At 66.0% G+C, this 14,876-nt stretch carries 14 protein-coding genes and 1 tRNA gene; 10 read left to right on the top strand and 5 right to left on the bottom strand.

What is annotated here, in order from left to right; all coding sequences use genetic code 11:
* Nucleotides 1-28 precede the first annotated feature (28 nt).
* The 10 genes from EH209_RS10775 (at nucleotide 29) to EH209_RS10730 (ending at nucleotide 10,219) form a co-directional block, all read left to right on the top strand.
* The gene (locus EH209_RS10775) at nucleotides 29-763 is read left to right on the top strand and encodes a competence/damage-inducible protein A (RefSeq protein WP_126662910.1); all 735 of its coding nucleotides are present in this window, start codon (nucleotides 29-31) and stop codon (nucleotides 761-763) included.
* A gap of 53 nt (nucleotides 764-816) precedes the next feature.
* Complete coding sequence (gene coaBC / locus EH209_RS10770; protein ID WP_126662909.1) at nucleotides 817-2,037, top strand: bifunctional phosphopantothenoylcysteine decarboxylase/phosphopantothenate--cysteine ligase CoaBC; 1,221 nt, start codon at nucleotides 817-819, stop codon at nucleotides 2,035-2,037.
* Nucleotides 2,038-2,218: 181 nt separating this feature from the next.
* Nucleotides 2,219-2,848 carry a DUF7344 domain-containing protein gene (locus tag EH209_RS10765; RefSeq protein WP_211338346.1) on the top strand — a complete coding sequence of 210 codons (630 nt, stop codon included), beginning with the start codon at nucleotides 2,219-2,221 and terminating at the stop codon, nucleotides 2,846-2,848.
* Between the two features lie 90 nt (nucleotides 2,849-2,938).
* Nucleotides 2,939-3,508, top strand: coding sequence for a hypoxanthine/guanine phosphoribosyltransferase (hpt, locus tag EH209_RS10760; protein WP_126662908.1), 570 nt, complete (start codon nucleotides 2,939-2,941; stop codon nucleotides 3,506-3,508).
* 120 nt (nucleotides 3,509-3,628) lie between these two features.
* On the top strand, nucleotides 3,629-5,272 hold the full coding sequence (locus EH209_RS10755; RefSeq protein WP_126662907.1) for an ABC transporter substrate-binding protein: 1,644 nt from the start codon (nucleotides 3,629-3,631) through the stop codon (nucleotides 5,270-5,272).
* Nucleotides 5,273-5,296: 24 nt separating this feature from the next.
* Nucleotides 5,297-6,250, top strand: coding sequence for an ABC transporter permease (locus EH209_RS10750; RefSeq protein WP_126662906.1), 954 nt, complete (start codon nucleotides 5,297-5,299; stop codon nucleotides 6,248-6,250).
* Between the two features lie 10 nt (nucleotides 6,251-6,260).
* Nucleotides 6,261-7,313, top strand: a complete 1,053-nt coding sequence (locus EH209_RS10745) for an ABC transporter permease (RefSeq protein WP_126662905.1) — start codon at nucleotides 6,261-6,263, stop codon at nucleotides 7,311-7,313.
* 1 nt (nucleotide 7,314) lies between these two features.
* Nucleotides 7,315-8,382 (top strand): ABC transporter ATP-binding protein, encoded by a 1,068-nt coding sequence (locus EH209_RS10740; protein ID WP_126662904.1) that lies wholly within the window; start codon nucleotides 7,315-7,317, stop codon nucleotides 8,380-8,382.
* Complete coding sequence (locus EH209_RS10735) at nucleotides 8,379-9,692, top strand: ABC transporter ATP-binding protein (protein WP_126662903.1); 1,314 nt, start codon at nucleotides 8,379-8,381, stop codon at nucleotides 9,690-9,692. Before EH209_RS10740 ends, EH209_RS10735 begins: the two co-directional genes overlap by 4 nt.
* Entirely contained in the window at nucleotides 9,689-10,219 is a 531-nt protein-coding gene (locus EH209_RS10730; RefSeq protein ID WP_126662902.1) for a hypothetical protein, read from the top strand. Before EH209_RS10735 ends, EH209_RS10730 begins: the two co-directional genes overlap by 4 nt.
* A gap of 52 nt (nucleotides 10,220-10,271) precedes the next feature.
* On the opposite strand, the gene EH209_RS10725 is transcribed toward EH209_RS10730, so the two are convergent.
* From EH209_RS10725 to EH209_RS10705, 5 genes are all read right to left on the bottom strand, one after another.
* Nucleotides 10,272-11,240, bottom strand: a complete 969-nt coding sequence (locus tag EH209_RS10725) for a phosphatase PAP2 family protein (RefSeq protein ID WP_126662901.1) — start codon at nucleotides 11,238-11,240, stop codon at nucleotides 10,272-10,274.
* On the bottom strand, nucleotides 11,240-12,919 hold the full coding sequence (locus EH209_RS10720) for an ABC transporter substrate-binding protein (protein ID WP_126662900.1): 1,680 nt from the start codon (nucleotides 12,917-12,919) through the stop codon (nucleotides 11,240-11,242). The genes EH209_RS10725 and EH209_RS10720 overlap by 1 nt, the downstream gene beginning before the upstream one ends.
* A gap of 666 nt (nucleotides 12,920-13,585) precedes the next feature.
* Nucleotides 13,586-13,660 (bottom strand) — tRNA-Met (locus tag EH209_RS10715).
* A gap of 66 nt (nucleotides 13,661-13,726) precedes the next feature.
* A complete protein-coding gene (locus tag EH209_RS10710) occupies nucleotides 13,727-14,173 on the bottom strand; it encodes a GtrA family protein (RefSeq protein ID WP_126662899.1) in 447 nt (148 codons plus the stop codon).
* Between the two features lie 199 nt (nucleotides 14,174-14,372).
* Nucleotides 14,373-14,639, bottom strand: a complete 267-nt coding sequence (locus EH209_RS10705) for an HAH_0734 family protein (RefSeq protein WP_126662898.1) — start codon at nucleotides 14,637-14,639, stop codon at nucleotides 14,373-14,375.
* Between the last annotated feature and the right edge of the window lie 237 nt (nucleotides 14,640-14,876).

Genomic DNA, 14,876 nt, shown 5'->3' with positions numbered 1-14,876 from the left:
TTTGCCGTTCTCCGCGTCGATTCGCTCGATGGATGTCGCCATTCTCACCGTCGGCGACGAAGTGCTCGCCGGCGATATCGCGAATACGAACGCGAAGTGGCTCGCGAGCCGGTTGACCGATCGCGGCGCGACCGTCGATCGGATTCTCACCCTCCCCGACGACCGCGACCGCATCGCGGCGACGATCCGAGAGTGGACGGACGCCCTCGACGCCGTGATCGTGACCGGCGGGCTCGGCGGTACTCACGACGACGTCACCGCCGATTCCCTCGCGAATGCGTTCGATCGCGAACTCGTCGTCGACCAGTCCGTCCGCCGAGACGTCCACGAGACCGTCGCGGAGTACCGCGATCTCGATCCCGAGTCGGTCGCGCCCGAGGAGCTCGACTTCGACGTCGACGCCTGGGCGGCGCTGCCCGCCGGGAGCCGACCGCTGCTCAATCCGGAGGGGCTCTGTCCCGGCTGCGTCCTCGGGAACGTGTATGCCTTCCCGGGCGTGCCCGCGGAGCTGAAAGCGCTGTTCGAGCGGGTCGCCGGGGAATTTAGCGGCGACGCCGTCTCGAGGACCGTATACACGCCGCAGCCGGAGGCGTCGGTCGTCGACGCGATCGCTGACGCTCGCGAGCGCTTCGACGTGACGATCGGCAGCTATCCGGACACGGAGCGGCGAAACCGCTTGAAGGTGACCGGTACCGATCCCGAGACCGTCGATCGGGCCCTCGAGTGGCTCGCCGACCGGGTCGACCTCGTCCCGGAAGCGTAGCTCCGGAACCGCCTCGCTACGCTTAACACACATCGAGAGAGAATAGCAGACAAATGCTCGAGGGAGTCAACGTCGCGCTCGGAGTGACGGGGTCGATTGCGGCCGTCAAGACGGTCGAACTGGCCCACGAGTTGCGACGACAGGGGGCCGAGGTGCGCGGCGTCATGACCGACAGTGCGCAGGGGATCATTCACCCCTGGGCCGTGGAGTTCGCCACCGACAACGAGGTCGTCACCGAGATCACCGGCAGCGTCGAGCACGTCGACCTCTGTGGCAACGACGGCTGGGCCGACGTGTTCCTGATCGCGCCGGCGACGGCGAACACGGTCGGCAAGATCGCCGGCGCGGTCGACGATACGCCCGTGACGACCTGCGCGACGACCGCGCTCGGCGCCGACACGCCGGTCGTCATCGCCCCCGCGATGCACGAACCGATGTACGACCACCCCGGCGTCCTCGAGGCCATCGACACCGTCGCCGAGTGGGGCGTCGACTTCGTCGACCCGCGCATAGAGGAGGGGAAGGCCAAGATCGCCAGCGAGGAGGCGATCGTCTGCGACGTGGCCCGCGCGGCCGGCGAGCGATCGCTCGAGGGCGAGCATGTCGTCGTCACCAGCGGCGCGACCGCCGAGTCGATCGATCCCGTGCGCGTGATCACGAACCGCTCGTCGGGGAAGATGGGACGCGCGGTCGCGAGGGCCTGCTACGCTCGCGGCGCCGAGGTGACACTGGTCCACGGCGTCGTCGGCCCGCGGCCGATCGGGAACGGCGACGGACCGCCCGAGACCGACGGCGACGGGAACCTCTCCTACGCCACCGTCCGGCACGTCGAGAGCGCGAGCGAGATGCTCGCGGCGACCCGCGAGGTCTGTGCGGACGCCGACGCGCTGGTTTCGGCGGCCGCGATCGGCGACTACACCGTCGATGGCAGCGACGAGAAGATCCGCTCGGGTCAGGAGCGCTCGCTCGACCTCGAGCCGACGCCGAAACTCATCGACGAGGTCCGCGAGGCGCGACCCGACCTGCCGATCGTCGGCTTCAAGACCGAGACCTCGGGCGACGAGGCGGCGATGATCGAAAAGGCCCGCGAGACGCTCGATCGCGCGGGGCTGGCTTTCGTCGTCGCCAACGACGCGAGCGTGATGGGGTCGGATCGGACCGCGGCGCTGCTGGTCCACGACGCCGACGCCGCTCGCTACGAGGGAACGAAGGCGGAACTGGGCGGCGAAATCGCCGACTCGATCGCGGCGGTCGTCGGAAACAACTCGTTATAACCGAATTGACGTTTACGAAACCGGGAAAAGCGGGGCAAGAGAATTATATACGAGGCGTTCGTGCGACGACGTAACAGCTATGCGAACAGTCTCAATTAGTGGTTCGAGTGCGGGATGGGACGCCGTCATCGCCCCCGACGGCGCCGAGCGGTACCCGATTGGCACCACGAGGTGATTCGACGTGCCCCAACAACAGCACCGGCGGCCCGACGAAACCGACGGTACAGACGTGACTGACGAACCGGCGGACGCCGAGGAGAGCGATCCGCTTTCGAAGGGCGAAATCTTCGAAGTGCTGCGCAACCAGCGGCGACGCTACGTGTTGCAGTACCTGAAACAGGACGGACGACCCGTCGCGCTCGGCGACCTCGCCCAGCAGGTCGCCGCCTGGGAGTACGACACGATCCCCGAGAAGGTGACGCCCGAACAACGAAAGCGCGTCTACACGACTCTCCAGCAGACCCACCTCCCGAAGATGGACAAGTCCGGGATCCTCGTCTTTGACTCCGAGACGGGCGTCATCGAGGCGACTGACCGAACGCGGGACATCAGCGTCTACCTGGAGATCGTCCCCGGCCGCGAGTTCGCCTGGCGGGAACTGTACCTCTCGCTGGGGGCGATCAGTTCCGCGCTGGTGGCCGCGCTGTGGCTCGAGATCTATCCGCTGACGCTCCTGTCCAATCTGACGTGGGCCGGGATCATCGCCGTAACGGTCACGCTGGCGGCGGTCGCTCACATCTACCACGAGCGGAACATGCGGCTCGGCCACGGCGATCAGCCGCCCGAACTCAGTTACACGAGCGATAAGTAGCGCTCGCCGGCGCGCCGACCCGCGGTGGGGGTCCGACACACGGCTCGAGCGGATCGTCAACTTTTACTCCGCTACCGTCCGACCCACGACATGGATCAGTTGAAGCGGTCGCTTCTCGAGGCGCCAATCATCGAGAAAAACGGTTACCACTACTTCGTCCACCCGATCAGCGACGGCGTGCCGAAACTCGACCCCGGCCTGCTCCGGGAAATCGTCATCCGAATCATTCGGAAGGCGGAGCTCGAGGACGTCGATCGGATCGTCACGCCGGCGGCGATGGGGATCCACATTTCGACCGCGGTCTCGCTGATGACCGACATCCCGTTGACCGTCATCCGGAAGCGCCAGTACGGCCTCGACGACGAGGTCGCCATCTCCCAGAAGACCGGCTACTCGGAGAACGAGATGTACATCAACGACGTCCGCGAGGGCGAGAAGGTGCTCGTCCTCGACGACGTCCTCTCGACGGGTGGCACGCTCGCGGCCGTCCTCGACGCCCTCGATGAGATCGGCGCCGAGGTCATCGACACGGTCGCGGTCATCAAGAAGGTCGGCGGCGAGAACAAGGCCGCGGACGCCGGCCACGACGTCAAGACGCTGATCAACGTCGACGTCGTCGACGGCGAGGTCGTCATCGTCGACGAGGACGGCGACTCGTAGGCGTCGCGCATCCGGCGAGTCCGTCGTTTCGAATCGATTAGATATCACTAATAGTTACTGAATGGGCAGCTGAGCGCTCGGTAACAAGGAATATAGTAGCGGACTGGGTATCCGTCACCAATGGCACACACTGGTGAGGGAGATTCCGATCGATTCCCTCGTCGATCGGTGCTCGCCGGACTGGGGGGGTTCGGCATCGCCGGCGCGGCCGGCTGTATCAGCACCAACCCTGGGGTCGAACTCGAGAGCGACGCGGAGAAACTCATCTTCGAGGGCTTTCAGGAGGCGAGCGTCGAACCGCCCGTCGAGACGACGATTTACTCGAACGCCGAGAACGAGGGACGAAAGCGGTGGGCGCAGTTGGTCCAACACGAACTGGACGACACCGATCTGTTCGACGTCTCGTTCGAGACCCTCGAGTGGACCTCCTACATCGATCTGGTCAACAACATGGCCGCCAACGAGGAGGACGCGCTCGTCTGTCTGGGATTTATCGGCGGCTGGGACCCACACCAGTACGTCTATCCGGGCTTTCACTCCGACAGTTTCACTCCGACCAGCCTCAACATCAACCACTACGAGAACGAGCGGGTCGACGAACTCATCGACGAGGGCGTCACGACCGTCGACGAGGACGAGCGCGTCACGATCTACGAGGAGTTGCAGGGACTCCTCGTCGAGGAATCGCCGCTGTCGTTCGTTCGCGCGCCCGAAGAGATCGTCACCTACCGCGCCGACGCGGTCGACGGGTTCCGGACGTATCCGGTCCCCGGCGACGAGTACAAGTCGATCTACGCGCCGACGCTCGGCGTCTACACGGAACTCGCCACCGACGGGACCGAGCTCGTCGGCGACGCGGGGACGAAGATCGACAGCTACGATCCGGTCCGGGCGGCCGACGACGTCTCGTACATGGCCACCGGCCTGCTCTACGAACAGCTCCTCGAGATCGACTTCGACGGGAGCGTGCAACCGCTGCTCGCGACCGACTGGCACCGGATCGACAAACTGACCTGGCGATTCGAGTTGCGAGAGGGCGTCCAATTCCACACCGGCGAACCGTTTACCGCCGCGGACGTCAAAGCGACCCTCGAGCGCTACGAGGGGTCGCCCAGCGAACGGGACGTGTACACCTGGTACGAGAGCGCGGACGTCCTCGGCGACCACGAGATCGAGATCACGCTCCGGCGGCCGTACGGGCCGCTGGAAACAGCGATCGCGCAGGTGCCGATCGTCCCGAAAGCCGTCGCGGACGGCACGCACGACATCTCCGAGCGACCGGTCGGAACCGGCCCGTACGCGTTCGAGGAGCACGAGCCCGCCCGGCTCTGGCGGCTGGTCGCCAACGAAGACCACTGGCACGACGGGAGCAACGGCGTCCCCGAGACGCCGCCGATCGAGACCGTGACGATGCGGATCATCACCGAATCGTCGGCCCGCCGCGGCGCCCTCGAGACGGGCGATATCCACCTGACCACGGGCCTCCCGAACGAGAGCCTCGACGCGTTCGAGGACGACGACGGGTTCGTTGTCGACCGGACGACCGGCGCGGCCGTCGACTTCCTGGGCTATCCGAGCTACCGCGAGCCCTTCTCCAATCCGAAGGTCCGGCGCGGGATCGGGCGGCTCATCCCGCGCCAGCGAATCATCGAAGACGTGTTCAACGGCGCCGGCACCGTAGCCTACACGCCGATCTCCCCGACCCACGAGACCTTCGTCGATCCGGAGTTCGAAGCGCGCATCGTCGACGAGTACTTCAGCTAACCGCCGCTCGAAACTCGGCTCCAAATGACGCTGGCCACCTACGTCCGAAAGCGGGTGCTGGTTTCGATCCCGGTACTGCTGGGTGTGACGGCCCTGACGTTTTCGCTGCTCCACCTGACGCCAGGGGATCCGGTCGACGCCATGCTCGGCTTTCAAGAGGTCGACCCGGCCGTCCGGGAGTCGCTGAAAGCCGAGTACAACCTCGACCGCCCGGTCTGGGAGCAGTATCTGCTCTGGCTGCGCGACGCGCTCGTCCTCGAGTTCGGCCGGTCGCCGATCACGGGTCGCGACGTCGGGGCGACGATCGCCGATCGACTGCCCTACACGCTCGTGCTCGGGGGCGCGGCGTGGCTCTGTTCGCTCCTGATCGGGATTCCGGCGGGGGTCGTCGCGGCCGTCAAGCGGGGCGAACCCGCCGACGAGGTCAGCCGCATTGCGGCCCTCGCCGGTATCGCGACGCCGAACTTCTGGCTGGGGCTGGTCCTTCTGTTCGTCTTCAGCGTCCGCCTCGGCTGGTTTCGAGTCATTCCGCCTGACGCGCCGCTTTTGAGCCCCGCGACGCTGCGGTTTCTGATCCTGCCGACGATCACGCTCGGGACGGCCTCGGCCGCGCTCGTCGCGCGCCTGCTGCGCTCGTCGATGCTCCGGGAACTGAACGCGTCGTACGTCCGGACCGCCCGCGCGAAGGGGTTGCGCGAGCGGACGGTGATCTGCAAACACGTCCTGCGCAACTCCCTGATCGCCGTCGTCACCGTCGCCGGCCTCCAGTTGACCCTCCTCGTCGACGGCGCGGTCGTCGTCGAGCAGGTGTTCTCCTGGCCCGGCGTGGGGCGGCTCCTGGTCGGCGCGATCGGACAGCGCGACCTCCCGACCGTCCAGGCGACGGTGCTGGTCGTCGCCGTCTCGGTCGTCCTCGCGAACCTGCTCGTCGATATCGTCTACGCCGTCCTTGACCCGCGGATCAGATACGAACGGTGATACACGACCCATGACACGAGAACCACGGGATCGATCAACGACCGACCGCGGCCGGATTCGCATCGAGGGGTTCGACGAGGCGGTCGCGGCCGACCGCGCCGCCGCCGTCGATCCCTGGGCCGACGAACGATCGAACGACGCTGAGACCACGTCTCGAGGCCGTTTCGAGGGCGCCTGGCGCCGCTTTCGATCGAACCGAACGGCCGTGCTCGGCCTCGCGATCATCGCGGCGCTCTCGGTCGTCGCGGTCTTCGCCCGGCCGATCGCGTTCTCGACGGCCGAGTACACGATCACGATCCAGCCGTTCTCGCTGGCGCCGTACGATCCCGCCGAGATGTACGTCGGGCCGCCCAACGCCGGACCGTCGGCGGCCCACCCCTTCGGAACCGACTGGGCGGGCCGGGACCTATTCTCCCGGGTCCTCGTCGGCGGGCGGTTCAGCCTCAGCATCGGGGTCGTCGCCGTCGCGCTCGCGCTGGTCGTCGGGATTCCGCTGGGCGCGATCGCCGGCTACTTCGGCGGCTGGGTCGACGAACTCGTCATGCGGGTCGTCGACACCCTCTATGCGTTCCCGTTTCTGGTGCTCGCGATCGCCATCGTGGCGGTCGTCGGTCGCGGCTACTGGAACATCGTCGCCGCGCTCGCGCTGACCGGCTGGATCGGCTACGCCCGCCTGCTGCGGGGAGAGATCCTCTCGGTGAAAGAACGCGAGTACGTCACCGCCGCGAGGGCCCTCGGGACGCCGGACCGGACCATCATCGCCAGACACGTCGTTCCGAACGCCGTCGCCCCCGTCGTCGTCCAGGCGACGCTGAACGTCGGGACGGTCGTCCTGACGGCCGCGGCGCTGGGCTTTCTGGGCCTCGGCCTCGAGCCGAGCACCGCCGAGTGGGGATCGATGCTCGCGAACGGCCGCGATTCGATCGCCGCCGGCTACTGGCACCGCACCGTCTTCCCCGGGCTGGCGATCTTCCTGTTCGTGATGGCGATCAACCTCGTCGGCGACGGGATCAACGACGCGCTCGATCCGCAGGGCGAGACCGCCGAACGGAGGCACCGGTAGCGTGGCACTGCTCGAAGTCGAGGACCTCGTCGTCCAGTTCTACACCGAGGACGGCGTCGTCCGCGCGGTCGACGGGATCAGTTACGAGATCGAACGCGGCGAGCACCTCGCGCTCGTCGGCGAGAGCGGCGCCGGCAAGACCGTCACCAGCCTCGCCCTGCTGGGGTTGATCGAGGACCCCGGCGAGATCGTCGGCGGCGAGATCCGCTTTCGGGGGCGGAACATCTTGGCGTGCTCCGATTCGGAGCTGCGATCGCTCCGCGGCAACGAGATCGCGATGGTGTTCCAGGACCCCGAGACGGCGCTCAACCCCGTCTACTCCGTCGGCGAACAGATCGCCGAGGCGATCCGCGCCCACAGGGACGTCACCGACGAGCAGGCCCGCCGACGGACGGTCGAGCTCCTGGAGCGCGTCGGCGTTCCCGATGCCGAGCGCCGCTACGCGGACTACCCCCACGAATTCTCCGGCGGCCAGCAACAGCGGATCGTCATCGCGATGGCGCTGTCCTGCGAGCCCGACCTGCTGGTCTGCGACGAGCCCACCACGGCGCTCGACGTCACGGTCGAAGCCCAGATTCTCGAGTTACTCGAGGAACTCGCCGAGGAGTTCGAGACGGCGATCCAGTTCGTCTCCCACGACCTCGGGGTCGTCGCCGAACGCTGCGATCGCGTGCTCGTCGTCTATGCCGGGCAGATCGTCGAGCGTGCATCCGTCGACGACCTGTACTACGATCCCAAACACCCCTACACGGTCGGGCTGATGGCGTCGATCCCCCGCCTCGGCGACGACCGCGATCGGCTGCCGACGATTCCCGGCGCCGCGCCCGACCTGATCGATCCCCCCACGGGCTGTCGGTTCCACCCGCGCTGTCCGTACGCCGAGTCCTGCTGTGCGACCCGCGAGCCGTCGCTCGTCGACGCGGAGACCGGGACGACCGCGACGCCGCTCGAGTCGTCGCCCGACGACCACCTCGCTGCCTGCCACGAGTACACCGGCGCCCTCGAGGACGGGCTGGACTACGACGTCGTCGTCAGGGGCGAGGACGAAGGTCGGGGTGAGTCCGAGTGAGCGACGACGAACCGCTGCTCCGCGTCGAGGGCCTCGAGAAGGAGTACGCGACGGCCGACGGCCTCCTCGATCGCCTGTTCGGCTCCGGGCGCACGGTTACGGCCGTCGACGGCGTCGACCTCGAACTCCGCGAGGGGGAGACACTCGGACTGGTCGGCGAGAGCGGCTGCGGCAAGAGCTCGCTGGCCCGCTCGCTGCTCCGGCTCACCGAGCCGACCGCCGGCACGGTGTCCTACCGCGGCACCGACCTGACTGCCCTCTCGCGATCCGAACTCCGAGCGGTCCGGACGGACGTCCAGTACGTCCCGCAGAATTCCGGCGCGAGCCTGAACCCGCGGCTGACCGTCCGCGACATCGTCGGCGAACCCCTCGGGGTGCACGACGTCGTCCCGCCGTCGGAGCGCGACGCCCGCGTCCGGGACTTACTCGAGACCGTCGGGCTCGCGCCGGGCCACGCCGAGCGGTACCCCCACGAGTTCTCCGGCGGCCAGCAACAGCGCCTCGCCATCGCCCGCGCGCTGGCCGTCGAGCCCGAGTTCGTCGTCTGGGACGAACCGGTGTCGTCGCTGGACGTCTCGGTCCAGGCCCAGATACTCAACCTGCTGGCCGATCTGCAGGACGAGTTCGGGCTCTCCTACCTCTTCATCGCCCACGACCTCTCGGTCGTCGCCCACGTCGCGGACCGAGTCGCCGTGATGTACCTCGGGAAGATAGTCGACGTCGGCCCGACCGAGGCGGTTTTCGACGGTCCGTCACACCCCTACACGGCGGCCCTCCGCTCGGCGATCCCCGAACCCGATCCGCGCTGGGAGGGCGACCGGATCGTACTCGAGGGCACCGTCCCCGCTCCCAGCGACTGCCCGTCGGGTTGTCGGTTCCACACGCGCTGTCCGAGAGTGCTCTCGCCCGCCGAATACGACCTCGCGTCCGACACGGTCCGGGCGATCCGTCGTCTACGGAAACGGCTCGCCGACGCCGAGAACGGCCTCGAGTCGGTACTCGCCGCTCCGACGACCGACGAAAACGTTTCCGCGGCGATCCGCGACGAATTCAATATCCCGGCCGAACTCGAGGACGACGACGCTGAACGCGTCCTCGCGGACGCCCTCGAGTCCGTCGCGACCGGCGAGATCGACGACGGGCGGACGCGACTCGCGTCGGCCTTCGCGACGCCGTGCGAGACCGATCGACCGCGACTCGAGCCGGTCGGCGACGACGGTGACGACCGTTCAATCGCCTGTCATCGGTTCGACGACGCGTACGCGGACCACCTGCCGAACGACCCCGAGACGGAGACACCACACCGATGACGCGAAAACGAGTCGACGACTCGAACGCGCTCGAGCGGGACGCGGACGATCCGTTCGCGCCCGCGGCGACCGCGGACGGAACCGGTCGGACGATCAACTGGGACGCGTTCAGCCACGCGTTCGTGCCCGTCGCGCTCCGCACGCGGGCCGTCGAAGTCTCGATCGCGACCGACCGCGACGTCTACGAGCGCGGCGACCCCGTCGCCGTCCGCGTCGAGTTCCGCAACCGGCTCCCGTTTCCGATCCGGCTGCGGACCGACTCCCCGGAGCGGTGGGTCTGGGCCGTCAACGGAGCGACGGCCGCCTCGCGGCTCGAGCGCCCGGTTCCCGACCGTCCCGACGCGTTTTCCTTCGCCCGCGGCGAGCGCAAGCGGTTCCGTCGCGAGTGGTCCCAGCGCATCCGGATCGCCGAGGACGAGTGGAAACCCGTCGATCCCGGACGCTACGCGCTCACAGCGCGGGTCAATCGAGAAGACGCAGCCGACCGCGGCCTCGTCGCCGCGACCGAGATCGAAATCCGGGAGTGAGCCTCGAGCGCGAACGACCGCTCGAATGTGCGCGGGCGCCGATCGCGTCCCGTTACGACCGACGACCCGTCGACGGCTCGTCGCTCGAGGGACCCTCGACGTCGGCCCCGTCAGCCTCACCGTACTCGTCGTCTTCGGCAGGCGAGGGGGGATCGGTCGGCGCGCTCGTTCCGGCGATCCGCCGAATCCGGGCCGCGTACTCGTCGACTTCGATGCCGAAGTCCTCCGCGAGCGACCAGCGGCCGACGAGACGGTCGGCGGCGTACACCGTCCCGACCGCGAGCGTGATGCCCGCGACGACGTCGATCGCCCAGTGGATCCCCAGGTACATCGTCGACACCGCGATACTCGCCGCCAGCGGCGCCGCGACGGCGAACCAGATCGGGTACTCGTCTCTGGTTCGGTAGGCGAAGATCGCGATCGTCGCCGACAGCGAGGTGTGCAACGACGGGAAAACGTTGGTGTTGTGGTTTACCTCCTGCGTCAGGTACTGATACTGCGGGCGGAAATCGTACAGCACGGTCTCGATCGCGGTGGGCATGATGTTTCGCGGCCCGTAGGCGATCACCAGGAGGTAGAGGAACAGTCCGATCAGGTAGTTCAGCGCGTACGCGGACAGCAGCTCCCGGAGCGGGCGCGTATCCGACAGCGCGAAGTACGCGATCACGGGGAAGACCAGAATGAAGACGTAGCCGTAGATGTAGACGAACGAAAAGTACTGGGTCACCGGCGGGCTGGCGAACTGCTGAAACCAGATGATCGCCTCCCCCTCGATGGCGTAAAACGTCGGCGTCAGGTTCCAGTCGATCGCCCAGGAGATATCGGGCAAGCGCTGTCGAGTGAACCGGTTCGCGAGTAACACGACGAGCACCATGCCCGCGACGGGCGCGGCCTCTCGCATTCGGTCCCGCCACTCGTGGCGGGTCGCCCGCAACCGGCGTCGGCCGATACAGACGGGGACGAACCCGACGAGCAGGACGACAATGATGACCGTTACCTGCGTCAACAGCTCGGCGAGCATTAGGACCTCACGATGTATTCTCCGTCTTCGTCGTACTGGAAGCCGTGTCGTTCGAATTCGCGCTTCGCTTGTTCTATGTCCAGTTCTCCCGTATCCCCACTGTTCGTTTCGTCACGGAAAAAGGGCGCGTATGGTGCCGAACCGTCCCACTCGAGGTCGTCCGGAATCCACTCCCCCGTAACTGGCGTGACGGTCGGGCTCGCCTGCTCGTTGAAGACGTCCGCCACGAGCGACTCCCTGTCGATCAATCGCGCGACGTTTCGTCGGAAGTGGAGGTTGCTGAACGGCGAGTTCCTGACGTTGAACCCGATGTGGTAGAACGTCCACGATTCGGACTCGACGAGTTCGAGGCCGTCCGGCACGTCTCCGACCGTCTCCGATCCGAGGATAGAGCCCGTCACGTCGGCGTTCCCCGCCTCGAGCTGGTCGACGGCCGCGCTACTGTTCGGTTCGACGTGAAAGGCGATCTCGTCGACGCGGGGCTCCGGCAGGTCGACGTAGCCGCGGCGGGTGAAGTGGTCGTCGAAGCGCTCGAAACGAAGGTGCGAGCGCGGCTCCTGCTCGGTGAGCGCGAACGGACCGCTGCCGATCGGCGGAATCTCTTCGGTGGTCACGAGATCCCACGTCCCCTGGATGGGCTCTGCGCCGTTCTCGAGGCGGTCTTTGACCGCCGTCTTCCAGATGTGTTTCGGGAGAATCGGGACGGTAAAGGCCAGTTCGCCGACCTCGTCGCTCGTCCCGAATCGCATCCGAACGGTTCGGTCGTCGACGGCCGTCACCGATTCGACGGCATCACCCACCCCGCGGTATCTCGGCGCCGGCGACTGCCCGTCGCGGTCGCCGAGCGAGGTGTCGTCCAGAAGATCGTACGTAAACTTGACGTCGTCGGCGGTCACCGGCTCGCCGTCGTGGAACAGGCAGTTCGATCGGAGCGTGATCGTCGCGACCGACTCGTCCCACTCCCAGGACTCGGCGAGCCACGGCCGGAGTTCGTCGTCGTCCCGGGTCGCTACCGAGTCGTAGAGCAGATCGATGAACGGACCCCGATAGCGGTACGCCGCGGCGAGGGGATTGATGTTTCTCGAGGGGCTCGAGTCGGTGATCACCGCGTTCAGGACGACCTCGTCCTCGAAGTCGTTCTCGTCGGGTTCGAGACCGAGATAGCCGAGTCGGGTCCCGAGGTGGTGATCATCCCAGCCGTCGAACCGATCCGTTCTGACGAGTCGCCGCTCGTCGGGAACGCAGATCGGCACGATCGGATGCGTTTGCGCCAATCGGTCGAGCGCTTCACCGATCGCTTCCTTCCGTTCCGACCCCGTCGTCGAGCGCTGTCGCTCGAGTAACTCGTCGAGCTTGGTGTCCACGAACCCGTAGGGGTTTTGCCAACCGGCTTCGGGGGCGAACTTCGAGTGAAACGTCTCGTACAGAAAGTCGGGGTCGTATCCGCCCGGGTGGCGACTGATGTAACAATCGAAGTCGTGCTCGAGCAAGACCGTCTGCAGCAACTCGGCGTCGGCGCGGGGCTCGATCCGGACGTTGATACCGACCGCCTTGAGGTTTTCCTCGAGTTGGCGGGCGATCTTGATCGCCTGTCGATCGTTGTCCGTGGGTAGCGTTAAGATGGTTATCGAGAGTTGATCGCTGGCGGCGCCGGTGATGAGTCGCTGAATGCGGTCCATACAGCCGGCTACGGAACCGGCGATTCCAGTACTTCCAGCGGCGAGCACGGCACGTCTACTTACTCGGTCGTCAGACCGATCCGACGGGAGGGTCATCCAGGGCTACTAGTTGAGTCTGCGTTTCAAATATAACAATTTTGCGAACCGGTGCTGTGATATTTACTTTCGTCTGAGACGCACACCGGATCGAGCGGTACGAGACGCCGTCGTGAGCACTGATCGGTGCGGAATGCCGACCGCGTTCTTATCCTTCTTCGTTCGGGCGCCCGCCAGTTAAACGACCGCCATGCTATCGATGGCTCGGAAGGGATTTGAACCGCGCCGACGCCGGTCGCGTCGCTCCCTCGTTATCTCCTTCAAATCTACTCGGCTACGTTCGAGACTCGCGCCACTCCTCGCTGTGCTTGGCGTTAGTGTTCGTCTCGAAAAGTAACGGAAGGGAGATATGAACCACGCCGTCACCCTCACTCCGTTCGGGCGCCGTCTGGTTCAAACGACCATCGTGCTATGGATGGCGCTCACAAGTTTGTTTGCGCCAAAACATAGCGGGAGGTAGATTTGAACCACGGTCGCAGCGAAGCTGCTCCCTGCTTTAAATCTACGTGGCTATTTTCGAGACTTACGAAACGCCTTGCTGTGCTCGGCGTTAGTGTTCGTCTCGAAAAATAGCGGGAGGTAGATTTGAACTACCGGTCTGCGGGTTATGAGCCCGCCGGAATCTCCTGGCTATCCCATCCCGCTACTACATCATACCCGAGGGCACTAGTTAAGGGTTATGATTCGGGCGCCGTATGGGGATTTCTACCGTCAGTCGTGATGTACTTTCCACGTGTAGAGGCTTTCGCAGGTGTAGTTGACGAAGAAGCCGACCACGATTCCGACGACGTTCGCCGCCAGATACCAGACGCCGAACCGATCGACCAGCACGCCGTAGACCGTCAACGTGACCAGGAAACCGGCGAACCGTACCGCGTTCGAGCGCAGGAACCGCCGGACCAGCGCTCGAGGCGTCATGTCCCCGTAGGTGGCGAACGTCCAGTGTTCGTTGATCGCAAAGATGACGACGATCGACAGCTCCCACGAGATCGTTTTCGCCCCTAGATACCAGAGTTCGAACACGTCGACCAGCAGGGCGAGGCCGATGATATCGACCGTCGCACCGACGATCCCGACGCCGGCGAACTGGCTAAACCGCGCCGTCGAGAGCAACGCGCGAAGCCGGGTCCGAACGGCCTCCCCGAGCGAATCGCTCATCGTGGACTCCGTCGGTGGCTCGGCCGGTGGTCTCGGTCGATGAACACGGCTCTATCGATCATTGACCGGAGCATCGGTTTCGGATTTTCGATCCCTGGAGGTCCAGCAGAGACGCATCTATCCGTGGTCGCGACAGTATCGACCGCGCACACAAAAGATTTCGGAGGGACTCGGTGCCCGTGCCGAACCGGCGGGCGGTTCAGACCGCGAGGTCGGCCTTTGCTCGGATGACGTCGACGTCTTCGGCGTCGACGCGGTCGACGTCGAGGAAGTGGGGCGTGTAGTTGCGCTTCTCGTAGTCCTCGTACTCGTCTTCGGTGCCGACGGTACACCACAGCTGGACCTCCTCGGGACCGTGCCACTCGCCGTTGCGGTTGATCCCGAAGCAGACCAGTTCCGTCCCGTTGTAGTCGACGATGGCCCCCTTCCGGATCCCGGGATCGCCGTGGATGATGAGCCGCTTCATGTCGGCGACTTCTCGCGAGAGTAGATTAAGCCTTCTGTCTTTCGGCGTTAGTCGCGTTCTCGCGTCACTCGATGGCGAGAGTGGGAAAGCCGAACCGTCGAACCGCTTCGATTCGCTACCGAGCCACCACTAGAGGTCGCCGTCGTCGCCGCTCGTTCCGGGCGAGCCGAAGTAGCCCCGCGTCCCGAGCCAGACGCCCGCAAACGCGCCGACGGTGGCGGTCACGAGCACGCCTAG

Origin of the sequence: Haloterrigena salifodinae (assembly GCF_003977755.1) — an archaeon.
GTDB lineage: Archaea > Halobacteriota > Halobacteria > Halobacteriales > Natrialbaceae > Haloterrigena > Haloterrigena salifodinae.
Note: the sequence above shows the minus strand (reverse complement) of the source record. Positions and strands in the feature narration are given on the sequence as shown.